Source organism: Sphingorhabdus arenilitoris, from assembly GCF_042651485.1.
GTDB lineage: Bacteria > Pseudomonadota > Alphaproteobacteria > Sphingomonadales > Sphingomonadaceae > Sphingorhabdus_B > Sphingorhabdus_B arenilitoris.
The window spans coordinates 17302-33045 of the sequence record NZ_JBHSDH010000006.1 but is presented as its reverse complement, the minus strand read 5'-3'; the positions used below and the strand labels follow the sequence as shown (position 1 = coordinate 33045).

Genomic DNA, 15744 nt, shown 5'->3' with positions numbered 1-15744 from the left:
CGGGTCAAGCTTTCCGGGTGGGAAGACCAAGCCCACTGGTCGAAATGGCCCGATCGTCCGAGAGAACAAAGAAAACCAGGCCATCGGCAATGCCGCCGCGTTTCAATGTATCTGACTGTACCGAGGAGAGCAAATCGCGCGCACGAGGATCATCGCTGCTGCCTAACAACATGTCGCCGGGAAAGAGCATGTCCCCCGGGAACAACATATCGCCCGGGAAAAGCATGTCGCCAGGAAACAACATGTCCCCTGGAAACAACATATCACCGGGGAAGCTGGCTTTCCCGCCTCTCAAACTAAATCCATCGGAAACAAAGATTTCGCGCAATTCTCCGGCTTCAACGCGGCCAGCCAGAAACTGGACCTTTACCGCTTGTTTTGTCCGCGCAAGAAAGCGCACTGATTTTAGCAAAGCGCCGCGCAGCGCATCACCTTTCAGGTCCTTCAGCCGTTCCGGCGCGACGATTTCAAGCCGGATCGCGCCTAATTGTTGCGCAAATACCGGCATGCCCGCCATGGTGCCTGCCGCGACAAAAGCGGACGCGCCCAAAAAACGCCTACGATTTAAAGCCATATTATTCCTCCTTAAAATCAGCGCCTTAACAATCGGCTGATCATTAAAATACTTTGCCCAAGACGCCGCGAACCGCGTCTCTGGTTTTTTCCTCGGCTTTTCGCTTGGCTTCATCCTCGGCCGCTTCGGCAGCTGTTCTGGCAATACGGTCAGCCGCCGTTTCTTTGCGCGGCGCTCCATTTTGACCGGTGCTTGCCGTAGCGCCATTACCTGAAACGGACCTACCGCCGGTTTGAACAACCACCGGCGCGGCTCTGCCCGCTAGCTTCCCGTCCCATTCAAAATAGGTATCGGCCGTATCCTCACTACAAGGGTTCTTCTTTGCTCTGAAAGAGGAGCGATCAGGCGAAAACTCAATCAGCAAGGAACCATGATAGAAGGTTCCGTTCACTTTGTCTTGGCAAGCTCCCTGCAATCCCTCATTCACCAATTCTTCGTAATATTTGCCGGTAAAAGTGTTGCCGGAAAACTGGCCTACAAACGCACCGCTGACAACACCGTATCTTCCTTTTTCGTAATAAATCTGGTTCAATTCATCTACGCTTTGTGTTGCCGTCCAATTGCCGCTGGTTTCACCTTCAAAACCGTTGATAATCAGCTGCGGTTTAATCTCACCAAAAATGACAGTGTTGTATAGATAGGCTTGCGCGGCTTGCGCTTTGGGTCCGCTGACGGGGGTTGAAGCCGGTTGTCCGCTTGGCGCAGTCGCTACGCTATTTCCAACATAGCGCGCCGAGGATATTGCGCGCGAATCCGTGCCAAGATTGGATATAAAGCCTTCCACGATCCGGCATCCTGCGCGAAAGCCGGTGTCCATGCATATTTCCCATCTGCCCGACGCATCCAGACTGTAAGCAAAATTGTCCGCGCCCAAAATGGACAGGTCGGCTTGGCTGCCGGTGACGATCCGCTGTTGCCCCGCGCGATTTTCTTGCCCAAATAAAATCAGCTGCGGAACTTGAGCAGTCGCTTCGGCTTTCGCCTTTTTACCTTTCTTCGCGATTGCAGGCGATGTGGATATCGCCAGTGTTATCGCCGCGATGGAAATATAGCTGCGTAAAGATAATTTCATAAAAACCCCCAAAAAATGGCTGCAACCTCAACGATTGCTCAGATGTTCGTCATTGTCACAGCCTTGTGTGAATCTAATGATGTTAGGAATATTTACATTTACGCTTTTCGTCATACGCCACATGCAGTATGCCGCTAAAAATCAGCTATAAAATGATCGTATCATCTTATGCCCAAGCCCCCCAAACCGCGGCCAACGCTTAACCAAATTGATCTGGATATTTTAGAGGCCGCATTTCGAAGCGTGACCGATGCGTCGGCCTTTGACGATATGGTGGATGCGTGGGAAAGCCGCTTTGCCACAATGAGGGCCAGTAGCGACGGTAAAAATAACGACGCCGCTTTGTCCGAACGGTTGGCTGTTGTTAGTCAAATTTTCGAAAGCATGAAGGACCCGGCGGAACAAGCCGATCCTATTGAACATATTGTTTCCTATGCAAAATCTGCTGCTTTTGTGTCAACCAGTTCTGGCGAGATCATTTCTGCAAATGATGCTGCTAAAAACTGGTTCGATGCCAGCGTCGGCGGCAGGCTTACGACGGACTGGCTTGAATGCTCTGCGCGAAATGAATTTGAAACTGTGCGCAAAAGCTGCACCGGAAAATCCAACCGCCGGCATGCCATCCTGCGGATATCGGCGGAAAATGGAGAAGCCGCGCTAGCCGAGATCTATATCCTGAGCATCCCGTCGTATAAGGAAGGCTTGCTCGTGGTCCGGCTGTTGGAGTTATCTTGGGATGATTCGGTCTCTGCATTACTCGAAGAAGCGTTCGATTTAACTCCTGCCGAAGTGGAAATTTCCCGCTTGCTCCTGCTCCACCGCGATACCGCACAAATCGCGGAAATTCGAGGCGGCAGCGTGCTAACCGTGCGAACCCAATTGCGCAGTATATTCGACAAAACCGGTACGGTATCTCAAGTCGATCTGGTCCGGCTATTGTCAATGATTTGTGCACGTTTCGAACAGCAAAAACCGGCAATAAAAGCCGGATGGCGCGACCCGTTAGAACGCGAAGAGCATTTTTTTGATACCGACGGGCGAAAAATTTGTTTCAGCTGGATGGGAAAACAAGGCGGGATCCCGGCGATCATGGTTCATGGCACAGCCGCCGGACATTTGCTGCCTTATGCGTCACAGCAGATTCTGGCGGAGCGCGGCATCCAACTTTTTTCCATCATCCGCCCGGGCTTTGGCAATTCAGACCCCGCCCCCCTACCCGATCCGCTAAACAGTGCGGCGCGCGCAATTGGCGCATTGCAAAACCATTTGGGCTTAAAACAATGCGTTGCGGTTGCGATCAGCTCCGGGGCTATTCCGCTGATCCGATATGCTTCACAAAATAGAGCCGCAATATCGCATATATTATGTATTGGCGGATTTCTGCCGCTACATCGGCCGTCGGATTTAAGCCATTTACCTAAGTATCAGCGGGTCATATTCAAAATGGCGGCGTTATCGCCGTGGGCCAGCGAGATTTATTTTAAGGCTGGGTACCAACAAATCCGAAAATATGGCGTGGAATGGTATTTGCGGCGTTTGCATTCGGAATCTCCCTGTGATTTGGCGGTTTTGGATGATGTGAACAATCTTCCGCTGATCCGCGCGGGTGCAGAATTGCAATTTGCGCAAGGCACTGCGGCGCTGGTCAACGAAATCCGCATGATCGCGGCCGATTGGGATGGCGACCTAACCGACGAAAAACCAGGCATAACCATTTTGCATGGGGCACATGACCGCTTCTATCCAGCCCATAAAGTAGCCGCTTTGGCGGCCGGATTTCCGCATATATCCGTTGAAATATTGGAAGAATGCGGTGAGTTAATCGCGTTTCAACGGCCGGATTTGGTTGCCAAAAAAATAGCGGACCTGTGCATATCCTGACACATCAAACCTTGAAAATTAGGGTTACCCTCGCCGAGTAGACAGAAATTTGAGCGGGAGGTCTTAACGTAAGGCAACTTTGAACAAGGACGATCTCGGTGACGAATGGCAGGACAGTTCGCAATTGTCGACCATCACTCAGGTGCATTCCAACGTCCGCTTTCGCTTTTCTATTAGCCCTGCCGGAGCTGCTCATAGAGCAACCGCGTCTCAAGGAGGTTGGAGATACGCAAGGCGACCTCGATCACATCAAACGGCTTTGCGACGAAATCTTTGGCTCCCAGCGAGAGGGCGCGGCGGCGCGCTTGTAATGTCGTGTCTGCGGTCAACACGAGTACCGGACGAAATTCGTCTGGATTATCGTGCCGGGAAAATGCTTCAAGCAATTGGAACCCATCGACCTGCGGCATCATCAGGTCGAGTAGGACGAGATCAGGCGCGACATCGACATAGGTTTCCATTGCCGCCGTGGGATCCGTTAAGGTGTGAATGTCGGAATACCCCTCCCGTTCCAATATGCTGCGGAGCAAAAGGATATTCGCCTCCTCATCATCAATCACCAAAATACGCTGTGACAAAATTTTATTTCTATCAATAATTTGGGAGGGCATGGAAATCTCTTTTTCTAATGTTACGGAATAACGCTTTAATTGGGTTCATCGGCGCGGTCGCGCGGTAAAGTAAACCAAAAAGCTGAACCCCGCTTTCTGGCCTCATAGCCGATGGCCCCGCCCATCGATTCGATCAGGCTTTTGGACAGGGTTAGGCCAAGTCCGGTGCCCTCAATCTTTGCGCGGTCCTGTTGCCCCAAACGGTCAAAGGCGGTGAATAAGCGGGGAACATCTTTTTTAAGGACGCCGGGGCCATCATCTTCTACGACAACGCGAATCCATTCCTGTTGGTCTTCGCAAGACAGCCGTACAAAGTTGCCGTCGCGGTTATATTTGGCCGCGTTGGCGACCAGGTTCAAAATGACTTGGATAACACGCCTACGGTCGGCGCTCGCCGCCATGGCGGATGGCGGCGGATCGAGCAAGAATTGCAGCCCCGCCCCGCTCACAATTGGCGATGCAAGCGCATGCACCTCCTGCAACAAGTCAGCGAGACTAATCACTTCAATTTTTTGGTCAGAGCCGCCGGTTTCAATACTGGAAATATCGAGCAGGTCGTTAATCAGGGACAGCAGGTGGCGGCCAGCTTTGGTTATTTGCTCCACCGCCGTTCGGTGATTGTCGGAAAATTCATCCGCGTCAATTTCCAATAGCTGACCGAAACCCAAAATGGCATTCATCGGCGTGCGCAATTCGTGGCTGGTGCGCGACAGAAATTCGCTTTTGGCAAGGTTGGCGGTAATCGCTTCCTCCCGTGCATTGCGCAGCGCCTCTTCGGCGGCTCGGCGCTCTGTCATATCCCGCGTCACCTTGGCAAAGCCGCGTAATGTGTCATGCTCATCGCGCAAAGCGGTGATGACAACATTGGCCCAAAAACGCGATCCATCCTTGCGCACCCGCCACCCTTCATCTTCGGCGGCACCGTCTGCGCTTGCTCTGGCCAGCATTTCTGCGGGCAAATGATCGCGTGTTTCGGGTGGGTAAAAGCGGCTGAAATGCTGACCCAATATCTCCTCTGCCTGCCAGCCTTTGATCCTTTCCGCGCCCAAATTCCAACTGGCCACGACGCCATCCGGGCTAAGCGCGAAAATGCCATAGTCGCGCACCCGTTCAACCACGAGACGAAAGCGCTGCTCACTGTCACGAAGATCCTGCTCTCGCGCTCTGAGCAATGCGCTCGCGCCCACCAGCCTTTGGGAAAGCCGGCCCAGTTCATCGGCCTCATCCGGCAATTGCTTTAATGGTTCTCCGCGAGCCAGACTATCGGCATTGCCTTCTAATGCACGGACCCGGCGCACGATACCGGTTGAAAACAGATATACGGCGGCAAGACTGCCCAATAGTCCGATCAGCGCGCTTACCGCCGTGAGCGCTAAGAAGCGCTGCCGCACGTCATCGACCCGCATTGTCCGCTGATCCAGCAGGATGGCTTCGCGCCGTTGAATATTGTCGATCTGTTGCCGCATACTGTCCAGCACATCTTTGTTGAGCATCAGGGCAGTTTCCAGTTCAGCGCTGTTATTCGCACGCCCCGGCTGCGCTTCGGCAAGTTCAACTATGCGTTTCAATCCGTCTTTTTTGCGGACAGTCAGCGTGCGTAAAACCTCAAACTGGCGCCGGACAACCACATCTTTGATATTCCCATCAAGCCGCGCCATGGTAAGCGGCAACGCGGCCTCGGCCCGGCGATAAGGCTCCAAAAAGCGCTGCTCACGCGTCAACACAAAGCCGCGCACGCCAGCGGCGGCCTCCGCCAATAACGCGTGAACCTGATATGTGTCGCGTTGAATGGCAAAAGCGCGGCGAACATTTTCTTCGGCCCGTGTTTCTGCATTACTGGCTAAATATAGCGATACCAAAGCGCCCAAAAGCACGGCCAGCGGCAACACCACGACAACCAAGCCTTTGAACGCAAGCGGCCGGTCGGTCCAAAAACGTAATAGCGGTTTATGCTGAATAGCCTGCATAAACTAATTGCTTATCGTCTGCATTTGCGTCGCGAGCACTGCGGCTTGGGTGCGGTCGGACACGCCCAGCTTGCCAATGATACGCTCGACATGGGCCTTCACCGTTGCTGGGCTGATACCCAGGCGGCGAGCGATTTCCTTATTCGTCAGGCCCAATGCGATCAACTCCAACACTTCCAATTCCCGTTTTGTCAGCATTTTCGACAGATCCGCGTCCCGCCCCGGCATTGGCGCCGAACGCATGGCCGCGTTCACCAGATGCAGAGGGACCGCGCTATTGCCCTTCATCACCTGTTCAATCGCCATTTTCAAATCGCCAATGGCGGTGTCTTTTAACACATAACCTGCCGCACCGGCAGACAGGGCCTCACGCACATAGCCGGGCATATCATGCAGCGTAAGCATCAGAATTTTGATCGGCAATCCCAATGCCATTATCCGCCTTGTGGCTTCCAACCCGTCGATGCCGGCGCCGAGCCGCACATCCATCAGTATCACGTCAGGGATAAGCTTCTGAGCCTGAATGATCGCATCTTCACCATTTGCAGCAACGCCGATCACGTCAACCCCGCTATCCAATAAGACAGCCTTCAACCCCTCTCGTGCGAGCTGGTGGTCGTCCACGATCAAAATACGCGGCGCGGTCAAGCGTTTGTCTCTTTTGGCAATCGGGCAATCACGGTGATGCCTCCATTGGTACCAGCCTGCCAATGTAATTCGCCGCCGATCGCGGTCATACGTTCGCGCATGACGTCAATACCCACATGTTGGCCCGTACCTATATATTTGTCATCGGCGGGCGGCATTTTTGCGCCAACGCCCGTATCACGCACGCATAGCGACCTGCTGCCGTCCTGTGTTGACAGCGACAATTCGATAAAGACGGAACAAGGCCCGCCGGCATGTTTACGGATATTGGACACGGCCTCTTGCGCAACGCGAAACAAGGCGGTCTCTATCGGCGCGGGCAAGCGGGCGACCTCACCATCTAGGAACAAGCTGACGGTAAAGCCCTCCTCCTCCAATCCTTCCGCCAATGACTGCAATGCTGCCTCCAGACCAAGATCGTCGAGCAACGTGGGCCGTAGCCCCCCAATGACCGCGCGCAGCTCTTTCACCAGGTCGCGCCCGATATTGGCAAGGCGGGTCCGCTCTGCCGCCACTATGTCCTTTGACGCTGCGTCACCAGCCCCTTCCAATAAACGCACGAGGGCCGTCGCGGTTTGCGCAACTCCGTCATGCAATTCTTGCGACACACGCCGCCGTTCCTCTTCCTGCGCTGTAAAAATCCGCGCAACCATATATTCAAGCCGTTTTTCCCGGTCACGCAGCGCCGCCAACAATTTAATGCGTTCCCGTTCCCCTTCAATTCGGTCGATCGTGACCCCCATCAGCTCCAAATGCATCTTGAACGCTTCGCGGTCTTCGGCGTCCATTATGTCAGCCTCGGCACCTACATTGTCTATTTCGATAAAGCCCAATGGCTTATGGCCGGGGCCAGGGCCAGGGATAACTATCCCGTCGCCGCTACGCCCCAAAGTCACTCGGCCTTTCCGGCTTCCCACAAAATAAGCGAGCCGGTCGGCACATTTCTGCATAGCCTGTTCGATGTTATCCGGCGTGGCATTGGCAAGCTCGCGCCCTGTTGCGGTCAATAACCGCATACGCGCCGCACGCGATTCAGCGGCACGATATACTTCGCGCATATCCGCAGTGGTATCAATCTGCTGAGGTAGGGCGGTGGTTTTGATGTCCATCTGCGCATGAATATAGATTTTTTCACAAAGTGCATAGGCCATCCGGCCTAGGCCTCGCAGCATGCCAATCGGCGGATTTGCAGTCCGAACGGAAACGCTATCTCCAAAGGGCAGGCCAACGAACCACAGCAAATAACGGCCTACTCGAATTTCTAAATGCAGGAGATACATCATGACTAAGTTAAAATTGAAAACAATGGCATTCGCGGCATTCCTTCCATTGGCCGCAATGGCATCGCCGGTGGCGGCAAAAGAAAAGGCAGCATCTACTGCTGTAGCGGCAATGGTTGCCCCTACTTACGCGCCGATCACGAAAGCCGAAGTGGAAGCAGCGCAGCAGGCATGGGGCAATGCCTTGGTCGCGATTGCAACCGAATATGATACGAAAGGATTTGCAGCGGCAAAGAAGCTAGCTGAGAGCGTCGTCGACGGGGCCTATGGCTATCAAATGGGTCCAGTGCTCTTCAAACCAACATTGGCCGCCCCGCCGCAAACATTCCGCACCGACCGCGAAGGCGCAGTTGCCTATTTTGTTGGAAGCAGTGATCGCTTCAAAGGCGACGGCGGCTTTGCCATTAAAGGTTGGCGCGGTTTTGAAATCAACAATGCCGGTATCTTGCTGATGGGCAATTCAGCCACATCAATGGGTAATGTCACCGTCATTGATAGCAAGGGTAACCGCACGATGGTTGACAAAACCTGGAGCTACGTCCGCGGTCCAGATGGCGGTTTGCGCATCGTCGTGCATCACTCATCTCTACCCTACACAGCAAATTAATAATTCAGGCCTGACTGCGCGGGAGGCATCATCAGTAACGGATGCCGACCGCGCGGGCAGGCCAGCCACGCACCTTCCTTATTGGATGGGAACTTATTGGGACAATATACATGAAAATCAGACTATTACTCGCATCTGCAGCGGCATTGACGGCAGTCTCCGTGGCTACACCTGCAATGGCAGAAGAAGGCAAAATCCAGATTAAGGCTTTCGTCACCGGCGTCCTTCCTGACGGTGAAATTACCGATGTGAACACCGATATAGTTGGCCTGCCCGCAGGTTCGCAGTCGCGGGCAACCGATTCAGTAGTGCCTACGATTGCCGCCGAATATTTTCTATCGCCCAATTTTTCGCTTGAAACGATTTGTTGCATCACCCCCCACGATGTTCGCGGCAGCGGCGCTTTGGAGGGAACTGATCTGGTCGACGACCTGATTATCCTGCCTGCAACCGTAACGGCCAAATATCATTTCAAGCTGAGCGATAAGATTAAGCCCTATATCGGCGCAGGCCCAACTTATTTCTTCATTTTTGGTGAAGATGTCGGCGCAGATGCCGCTGCGCTCGGTGCAACCGACGTCGACCTGTCGGATGAACTTGGATTTGTTTTGCAAACCGGCGTAGACGTGAAGCTGAATGACCGGGGCCTCGGGTTGTCTCTCGACGCCAAACGGTATTTCATTGGCACCACAGCAACATTCCGCGCAGGCAACGCTGTCGCGTTGCAGACGGAACATGATCTCGATCCATGGGTTGTAAGTGCAGGCCTTACCTATCGTTTCTAACGTAAGGCCGAACTGCAGCGCCAGAGGGGGCGGCGACATCCTCCCCCCCATTTCCGCCCCCTCTGGTTTCCTGCAGCATATTTTCAATGGATTATTTCAGTGCGAAAGACGGCATAAAAATGTATAAAAAAACGGCGCTCGCATTTGCTGCGAGCTTACTTATTTTCCCGGTAACGGCTTATGCCAGCGATGATGGCGCGGAATTTTGGCTGAACCCATCGGTCAGCGTTGACGTGGATGATAACACAGGGTTGGAAATTGAGACCGCACAACGCTTTCGTGACGCAGGTGAAGGCCGGGCTGATACCTATTTTGTCCGCCTGTGGGTTAATCAGAAAATAGCCGATAATGTGACCCTCAGCGGTGCTTTCGAAAGCCGGGTCAATGACGGTGCTTCAAATGAAACCCGTCTTATTCAGCAAATGACAACCAAGCACGGAATCTTGCGCACCCGGTTGCGTTTGGAACAGAGGTTTGTGGAAGACGCAGACAGAATGGGTTTACGGATACGCCCCAGAATAGGCGCAGCGATTCCCTTGGGCGATGATGGCAAATGGACCTTCAAAAGCGACGCAGAGCTCTTTTTCACATTGCGCGGGAATAACCGCGGGAGCTCGACAGGTCTTACCGGGCTGCGCACACAGGTGGGTTTGGCCTATGACTTGAGCGACCGGATCTCATTAAGCGCGGCCTATTTGCGGCAACAAGATATCAGGAACGGCCGCCCCGATACCATCGGACATGCACCCATTATCGGAATAGAATATAGTTTTTAATTGGAATGACACCGTGATTGGTGCGCCAAGAAGCGACTAGGGTCAAAACCTATCAAGCGACGGCCGCCGCCATGCTGAACATGACGGCGGCCATTTCGCGAATAATTCGGTCAAAAAATCTAGCTGCTGCTTTTCGTACTTTTTGTTTTCGGTGCGGCTTTAGCCTTTGTACCTGTTTTTTTGGTGTCCGCTCTTTTTTTCAAAATGACTGCCCCGGCAACAGAGGCAGCGGCAACAACCCCGCCTGCGATCGCAGCGGTTTTACCCGGATTGTCCTGAATTGCTTTTTTCGTTTTGGATGACACCTCGGACAGCTTTTGTCCGGCAGCATTCAATGCTTTGGTCGCGTGATCCATTCCCGTTTCAAAACCATCGCTGGCCCGTTCAGACAGCGATGTCGCGGTACCGACAATTTTTTCCTGCGCTGTGGCGGCCGCATCGCGGATGGCGGGAATGACGCCTGCTTGCGAACCGTTCAAAGAATCTTTTGGTGAGTTGGGATTTGGCATTATTTTCTCCTTTTATTTATAAATGCTCAACGCCTGTTAGCAGATTTTGTTCCATCTTGCACGTTGCAACTAAACAACCATCCGTGCGTTGATGTTGAGGGAGAGAAAAATGGAGAAATAATATGTTGCGTTATGCTTTAATATTTTTGGTAATTGCGCTGATCGCAGCCTTTTTGGGCTTTGGCGGCATCGCGGGTGCTTCTGCTGGAATTGCGAAAATCTTGTTCGTTGCGTTCTTAGTGTTATTCGTGATTTCGGCTGTAATGCATGTCCTGCGAAAAGCAACATAACGAACACAAAATGAAAAAAGCCGGATTTTCCGGCTTTTTTTTGGTTCAAGCGCTGCCTCCGATCCATGCTTCTTGATGAATCACTGAGTTAATCTGGCCCTGCTTGTCCGCCAACCCTTTGATCGCAACATAGCGCTGTTTTAACTCATCGCGGTCAATTACGCTGCGTAAATGCGCGTCACCATCTTGCGCCAATTGCTCCGCATGCCGCAAAATAAGCTTTCGGTAAGCGTCATTATCCGTTCGCAGCATGATATCGGCCAATATCTTCATATTGTGGAGCCCGGCATTGCGGTCTTTGCTCGTATAAGGTCGCGACTGATCCATACAGCGTGCCAAAATATCGGCGAATGTGACAGGGCGAGAAATCAGACGAATAGCGCCGTCATCGTCGCAATATGCACTGGGTTGCGGTTTTTTACGGGCCACCGCGATGCAGGCAGCTTTCATCCAGTTCATGCAGTAAATTGCAGTGAATGGATCGTTGATTCCAGGTGATAATGCCCTAGCCAATATCTCCACCAATTCGTCGATCAAAAAATAGATATTTTGATGGGCGTTACGTTCAATATCGAGCGTTATACAGGGCAGGATTTGTTCGCTTATTTCCGCGTTATCGCTGACATTTGGTTCAATGATCAGCACTATGTCCCCGGTCGTCACAAAGTCGCCTGGCCGGTATAGAATATGTATCCGGGCGGAATTATCCTTCGCAATTTGGATCAGCTTTTTAATGTCAACAGCTTGAATAAAGCCAGATTGCTTAGCCGGAAATTGGATATAATTTTCCGGAATGTCAGGGATATCGCCATGCGCTCCGCCCTCGTCAACATCCGGAAAGATGTTATCGGTTTGGCGCAGCAGTGATTTCCCAACGTCGGCGGTAATATTGTTGATGTTGATGGCTTCTGCCGAATGATGAATAAAATATATAAAAATTCCGACGCTGGACGCGGTGAATACATACGCGAGCATCATTGAGATAACGGGATAATAATTATCCCTCTCCATGCTGGCCGTGTTAATGCCTTGGATGATCGCAATCATATAGACAAAGGCGGCAACAAAAGTGCCGAGGCTGATCTGGCTGCCTTGATCACGCATCATATTGCCAATTAACCGCGGGCCATATTGCCCGGCGGCAAAGGAGATGGCGACTAGCGTGACGGAGAACACCACCCCCGCCACCGTAATGATTGCACTGGCCATCAACTCCAAAGTGGAGCGTGCATCTTCGGCCGTTGCCTTGGGCAACCATGCTGGCAATTTCTGTCCAGCCTCTATTAAGTAAATGTCCGCTGATCGCGCCGCGATAGCGATGATGAGGGCGGCGCAGGCCATGACCGCGGGAATGAACCAATAGCTCGCACGCAACCGGTCAAAAATTGCGAGAAGCTTAGCTGATGACAATGTCATGGCGTCTGCCGACCCGCTTTCATGCTGGCTTGGTTTCTTTGGTGAGGTCAGCGCGTAATTGCCAACGCGATTTGGGGGCGCCATTTGCAGGCACAGGCCAACCTTCTCTTTGCTGGTCTCTCCGACCGTCCAACTCGTCAGTTTGGTCATGGAATAGATTGACCACGGTTTCATAGGGCATATCGACGCCTTCCGCATCCAGCGTCTGCTTTATCGCAGCAATTACAGCCGCGCGGGCTGTTACAACGCTGAATTGATCGGTATCGGTCCACCACCGCACCCGCAGCGTGACCCAACTTGCCGCAAGATCCCAAGGCAAAACTTCAATATCATGTTCATCCGTGACTTCTTTCAATTCGCGCAAAGATTTGAGGATTGCGTCCTTCGCGCGGCCCATGTCGTCGCCATATCCGATACCGACATCATATTCGCTCCGGCGATAACGATATGCGGTTTTGACCAAAACGGAGTTTGTATATAGCTGGCTATTGGGAATGATGACGCGCTGACCATCAAATGTTTTGATGATTGTCGCCCGGCTATCAATATGTTCGATCGTTCCGGCATAATCATCGACCTCGATCTGATCGCCATTGGTAAACGGCCGTTTCAAGAGGATCAAAATACCGGCCAACCAATTTTGCAAAATATCTTTAAATGCAAATCCGATGGCCACCGTACCAATGCCCAAGCCCGCTATTAAATCACCTGGGCGCAGCGATGGCACCACGATCGTTGCTGCAAGTAATGACCCCATGACATAGACAGACCATTTGGCGAAAGAGCCAAGCATTTCGCCCAAATTTTCCCGATCCCGCCTCGCCGCTAGCCCAATTGCTGATTTGCGGATCATCTTACCTAAAAAGAACGTGACTGCGATCAGCACAAGCGCCACTGCAATATTGGGTAGCAGCGCGAAAAAACCGTCCAACCAGCTGTCTAACGTCCCTTTCACAACTTCGGGGTTTAGTTCGATTACCTCTGCTTGGGCATTGGTCTTACTCATCATTTTGCTCCCTAAAATATGCCCCGATAACGCGCACGCGAGCTATTCGTTCCATTTGTACCAGAAACGATGATGGGAACATTTTGGCGTTTCGGCGGTTGATGGGATAACCAAAACCAAACCAGAAAGGATTTACGCATGGCAAATACCGCATTGAAAGCCGTTAGCAAAAACGCAAAAGTGGATACTGGGATCAGTGACGAGGACCGCAAGGAAATTGCGGGAAAGTTAGAAGAGGCATTAGCAGACAGCTACATTCTCTATCTGAAAACATTGGGCGTCCATTGGAATGTGGTCGGGCCAGCTTTTTATAGCCTGCACAAACTTACCGAAGAACAATATAACGATCTGCACGCCGCCATAGATGCGATTGCCGAACGGATCAGGTCGCTGGGTCAAATCGCACCGGCATCCTTCGGAGAATTCGCCAAAACAAGCGAGCTTGAAAGCGCCGCAATCCCCAAATCCGCAGATAAAATGGTCGAAGCATTGATCGCTGACAATGAAGCCATAGCGAAACGCCTGCGCGATTCTGTTGAAATTGCAGATGGTTTTGGCGACGTTTTTACCGCCGATATGTTGACCGCACGCATTGGTCAGCATGAAGAAAATGTATGGATGCTGCGATCAATGAGCAGCTAAATCACATCGACCAAAGAGGGCTTCTGGGTCTGCCCTCATCTGGGCTGCAACTTTCCAAAGTTGCGGCCCTTTTCCTTGCATATGAGCATTAGCCAAGCCGCAGCTCCCGCCCGATTTTACCACCCCATGTTATTTTAACGGCATCGCTATCCGGCATATCAGCCCCTGAATATTCCAATCCCGCTCCAGCCTTCCTCCCAGATTATCGCGGACACTGCGTTCGATTAACTGTGTTCCAAAACTGCTTTTGGACGGAGGATTTTTTATCGGTGGCCCGTCATGCTCTTGCCAGACAAATTGCAATTCTTGCGTCCCATCATCAGCGGTTGTCGAAACAGTCCAATCAAACTTCACGCCGCCCGCCCTGTTGGACAAGGCTCCGTATTTCACGGCATTTGTGGCCAGCTCATTCAATATGAGCGACAAAGCAACCATCGCATTTTCGGAAAGGCTATGCTGCTCTCCCTGCCATTTGATGCGCGGATAGGCATCCGACATTTCCTTCATCAACGCATGGATGGAGCCCGATAGAAAATCGGCATTAAGTAATACGCTTTGCGCTCGGTGAAGAGCCTTCAACCTGCCCTCCACCCGTTCGATATAATCTTCGATTGACGTCGATGCTTGACGGGTAAGGGTAATTATTGCCCGCATGGTCGCAAACAAATTGCGCATCCTATGGTGCAATTCGCGGGTTAGTAGTTCGCTTAAAGCCTGCTGCTGTTTTACTTCGGTGATGTCAAAGTTAACCCCCGACAACAGTGCAACACCATCATTCATATCGAAATTTCCATGACCAGCGAGCCAGCGCATACCTTTTTCAGGATGATTGATGCGGAATTCAGCTGAATAAGATTGGTCGCTCTGCCTTGCGGCTTCGATTGCGGCTTGAACCTGTCCCAAATCTTCCTTCACGATGCGTTCAAATGCGTCGTCGCCTGAAACCAGTGCTTCAGATACATCGCTACCCCAAATTTCGGCTGCGGCCCCCGCCCATTTTACCTGATCGGTCGTGGTATCTAATTCCCACACCGCCACATTGGCATAATTTAATGCTTTATCTAGCATACGCTGGAGCTGATCGCGTTCCAATATCGTTTTGCGCAAATCCAATTCGGCCATCACGATATCGGCTAAATCTTGAAGCTGCTCCATCTGCCGGTCGCCAAAATCATGCCTGAGCCGATTGTCAATGATGCACAAAGTGCCAAGCGTGTGTCCGTCGTTGGTCTGCAGCGGTGCGCCCGCATAGAATCGGATTTTCGGCGCACCGGTAACCAACGGATTGGTTGAAAATCGTTCATCGGCCCTTGCATCAGGGACTATCATTGGCTCATTGTTGCGAATGGTGTGATCGCAAAAAGCAATGTCTCTGGGTGTTTCGCGATCTTCCAGACCAATGGCAGATTTAAACCATTGCCGTCCTTCATCAACCATAGACACCAAAGCTATCGGTACATCAAAAATGTCCGATGCCAATTTGGTGATACGATCAAAAGCTATGTCGGGGTCGGTATCCAAAATATGATAATCATCCAGTACCTGTAACCGGGTCGCCTCTTCGATACAGTTGGAGGATGCCAGAGATTTATCATTTTGCTGCGAAGTCATAATCCCCTCATACACGTTTCATGACATTGTCGCATCCAATTGTGCCGGAAGAACGGAGCTTTGGGGGTG

At 52.1% G+C, this 15744-nt stretch carries 16 protein-coding genes; 6 read left to right on the top strand and 10 right to left on the bottom strand.

The window, feature by feature from the left end:
• Positions 1-4 precede the first annotated feature (4 nt).
• Together ACFOWX_RS01010 and ACFOWX_RS01005 are read right to left on the bottom strand one after the other, a co-directional pair.
• A complete protein-coding gene (locus tag ACFOWX_RS01010) occupies positions 5-574 on the bottom strand; it encodes a hypothetical protein (RefSeq protein ID WP_381420594.1) in 570 nt (189 codons plus the stop codon).
• A 43-nt stretch (positions 575-617) separates the two neighbouring features.
• Positions 618-1646: a hypothetical protein gene (locus ACFOWX_RS01005; RefSeq protein WP_381420593.1), complete on the bottom strand. Its 1029-nt coding sequence runs from the start codon at positions 1644-1646 to the stop codon at positions 618-620.
• A gap of 168 nt (positions 1647-1814) precedes the next feature.
• Here ACFOWX_RS01005 and ACFOWX_RS01000 point away from each other — a divergent pair, with 168 nt between their 5' ends.
• Positions 1815-3527 (top strand): alpha/beta fold hydrolase, encoded by a 1713-nt coding sequence (locus ACFOWX_RS01000; RefSeq protein ID WP_381420592.1) that lies wholly within the window; start codon positions 1815-1817, stop codon positions 3525-3527.
• A gap of 173 nt (positions 3528-3700) precedes the next feature.
• On the opposite strand, the gene ACFOWX_RS00995 is transcribed toward ACFOWX_RS01000, so the two are convergent.
• Genes ACFOWX_RS00995 through ACFOWX_RS00980 form a run of 4 tightly spaced genes read right to left on the bottom strand, consistent with a single transcriptional unit; the run spans position 3701 to position 7994 of the window.
• Entirely contained in the window at positions 3701-4138 is a 438-nt protein-coding gene (locus ACFOWX_RS00995; protein ID WP_381420591.1) for a response regulator, read from the bottom strand.
• Positions 4139-4173: 35 nt separating this feature from the next.
• Positions 4174-6105, bottom strand: a complete 1932-nt coding sequence (locus ACFOWX_RS00990) for a sensor histidine kinase (RefSeq protein WP_381420590.1) — start codon at positions 6103-6105, stop codon at positions 4174-4176.
• A gap of 3 nt (positions 6106-6108) precedes the next feature.
• Positions 6109-6753 (bottom strand): response regulator, encoded by a 645-nt coding sequence (locus tag ACFOWX_RS00985; protein WP_381420589.1) that lies wholly within the window; start codon positions 6751-6753, stop codon positions 6109-6111.
• Positions 6750-7994: a sensor histidine kinase gene (locus ACFOWX_RS00980; protein ID WP_381420588.1), complete on the bottom strand. Its 1245-nt coding sequence runs from the start codon at positions 7992-7994 to the stop codon at positions 6750-6752. Before ACFOWX_RS00980 ends, ACFOWX_RS00985 begins: the two co-directional genes overlap by 4 nt.
• Before the next feature lie 40 nt (positions 7995-8034).
• Between ACFOWX_RS00980 and ACFOWX_RS00975 the strand changes: the two genes are divergently transcribed.
• From ACFOWX_RS00975 to ACFOWX_RS00965, 3 genes are all read left to right on the top strand, one after another.
• Positions 8035-8640, top strand: coding sequence for a hypothetical protein (locus ACFOWX_RS00975; protein ID WP_381420587.1), 606 nt, complete (start codon positions 8035-8037; stop codon positions 8638-8640).
• A 110-nt stretch (positions 8641-8750) separates the two neighbouring features.
• Positions 8751-9425 carry an OmpW/AlkL family protein gene (locus ACFOWX_RS00970; protein WP_381420586.1) on the top strand — a complete coding sequence of 225 codons (675 nt, stop codon included), beginning with the start codon at positions 8751-8753 and terminating at the stop codon, positions 9423-9425.
• Positions 9426-9544: 119 nt separating this feature from the next.
• Positions 9545-10201, top strand: a complete 657-nt coding sequence (locus ACFOWX_RS00965; RefSeq protein WP_381420585.1) for a DUF2490 domain-containing protein — start codon at positions 9545-9547, stop codon at positions 10199-10201.
• Between the two features lie 119 nt (positions 10202-10320).
• On the opposite strand, the gene ACFOWX_RS00960 is transcribed toward ACFOWX_RS00965, so the two are convergent.
• Positions 10321-10710, bottom strand: a complete 390-nt coding sequence (locus ACFOWX_RS00960) for a hypothetical protein (RefSeq protein ID WP_381420584.1) — start codon at positions 10708-10710, stop codon at positions 10321-10323.
• A gap of 122 nt (positions 10711-10832) precedes the next feature.
• On the opposite strand from ACFOWX_RS00960, the gene ACFOWX_RS00955 reads away from it, so the two are divergent.
• Complete coding sequence (locus ACFOWX_RS00955; protein ID WP_381420583.1) at positions 10833-11000, top strand: DUF1328 domain-containing protein; 168 nt, start codon at positions 10833-10835, stop codon at positions 10998-11000.
• 45 nt (positions 11001-11045) lie between these two features.
• Here the strand turns inward: ACFOWX_RS00955 and ACFOWX_RS00950 are convergent, their stop codons facing one another.
• Both ACFOWX_RS00950 and ACFOWX_RS00945 read right to left on the bottom strand, forming a co-directional pair.
• The gene (locus tag ACFOWX_RS00950) at positions 11046-12500 is read right to left on the bottom strand and encodes a DUF2254 domain-containing protein (protein ID WP_381420582.1); all 1455 of its coding nucleotides are present in this window, start codon (positions 12498-12500) and stop codon (positions 11046-11048) included.
• Entirely contained in the window at positions 12436-13425 is a 990-nt protein-coding gene (locus ACFOWX_RS00945) for a mechanosensitive ion channel family protein (protein WP_381420581.1), read from the bottom strand. The genes ACFOWX_RS00950 and ACFOWX_RS00945 overlap by 65 nt, the downstream gene beginning before the upstream one ends.
• 135 nt (positions 13426-13560) lie before the next feature.
• On the opposite strand from ACFOWX_RS00945, the gene ACFOWX_RS00940 reads away from it, so the two are divergent.
• On the top strand, positions 13561-14064 hold the full coding sequence (locus ACFOWX_RS00940) for a Dps family protein (protein WP_381420580.1): 504 nt from the start codon (positions 13561-13563) through the stop codon (positions 14062-14064).
• Between the two features lie 129 nt (positions 14065-14193).
• Here the strand turns inward: ACFOWX_RS00940 and ACFOWX_RS00935 are convergent, their stop codons facing one another.
• Positions 14194-15675 carry a sensor histidine kinase gene (locus ACFOWX_RS00935; protein ID WP_381420579.1) on the bottom strand — a complete coding sequence of 494 codons (1482 nt, stop codon included), beginning with the start codon at positions 15673-15675 and terminating at the stop codon, positions 14194-14196.
• Positions 15676-15744 lie beyond the last annotated feature (69 nt).

Excerpts from the sequence above, each read along its gene's own strand:
- ACFOWX_RS01005 (WP_381420593.1), bottom strand. The coding sequence starts at position 1,646 with ATGAAATTATCTTTACGCAGCTATATTTCCATCGCGGCGATAACACTG.
- ACFOWX_RS00945 (WP_381420581.1), bottom strand. The coding sequence starts at position 13,425 with ATGATGAGTAAGACCAATGCCCAAGCAGAGGTAATCGAACTAAACCCC.
- ACFOWX_RS00970 (WP_381420586.1), top strand. The coding sequence starts at position 8,751 with ATGAAAATCAGACTATTACTCGCATCTGCAGCGGCATTGACGGCAGTC.
- ACFOWX_RS01000 (WP_381420592.1), top strand. The coding sequence starts at position 1,815 with ATGCCCAAGCCCCCCAAACCGCGGCCAACGCTTAACCAAATTGATCTG.
- ACFOWX_RS00995 (WP_381420591.1), bottom strand. The coding sequence starts at position 4,138 with ATGCCCTCCCAAATTATTGATAGAAATAAAATTTTGTCACAGCGTATT.
- ACFOWX_RS00950 (WP_381420582.1), bottom strand. The coding sequence starts at position 12,500 with ATGGCGCCCCCAAATCGCGTTGGCAATTACGCGCTGACCTCACCAAAG.
- ACFOWX_RS01010 (WP_381420594.1), bottom strand. The coding sequence starts at position 574 with ATGGCTTTAAATCGTAGGCGTTTTTTGGGCGCGTCCGCTTTTGTCGCG.
- ACFOWX_RS00965 (WP_381420585.1), top strand. The coding sequence starts at position 9,545 with ATGTATAAAAAAACGGCGCTCGCATTTGCTGCGAGCTTACTTATTTTC.
- ACFOWX_RS00990 (WP_381420590.1), bottom strand. The coding sequence starts at position 6,105 with ATGCAGGCTATTCAGCATAAACCGCTATTACGTTTTTGGACCGACCGG.
- ACFOWX_RS00935 (WP_381420579.1), bottom strand. The coding sequence starts at position 15,675 with ATGACTTCGCAGCAAAATGATAAATCTCTGGCATCCTCCAACTGTATC.
- ACFOWX_RS00975 (WP_381420587.1), top strand. The coding sequence starts at position 8,035 with ATGACTAAGTTAAAATTGAAAACAATGGCATTCGCGGCATTCCTTCCA.
- ACFOWX_RS00940 (WP_381420580.1), top strand. The coding sequence starts at position 13,561 with ATGGCAAATACCGCATTGAAAGCCGTTAGCAAAAACGCAAAAGTGGAT.
- ACFOWX_RS00960 (WP_381420584.1), bottom strand. The coding sequence starts at position 10,710 with ATGCCAAATCCCAACTCACCAAAAGATTCTTTGAACGGTTCGCAAGCA.
- ACFOWX_RS00955 (WP_381420583.1), top strand. The coding sequence starts at position 10,833 with ATGTTGCGTTATGCTTTAATATTTTTGGTAATTGCGCTGATCGCAGCC.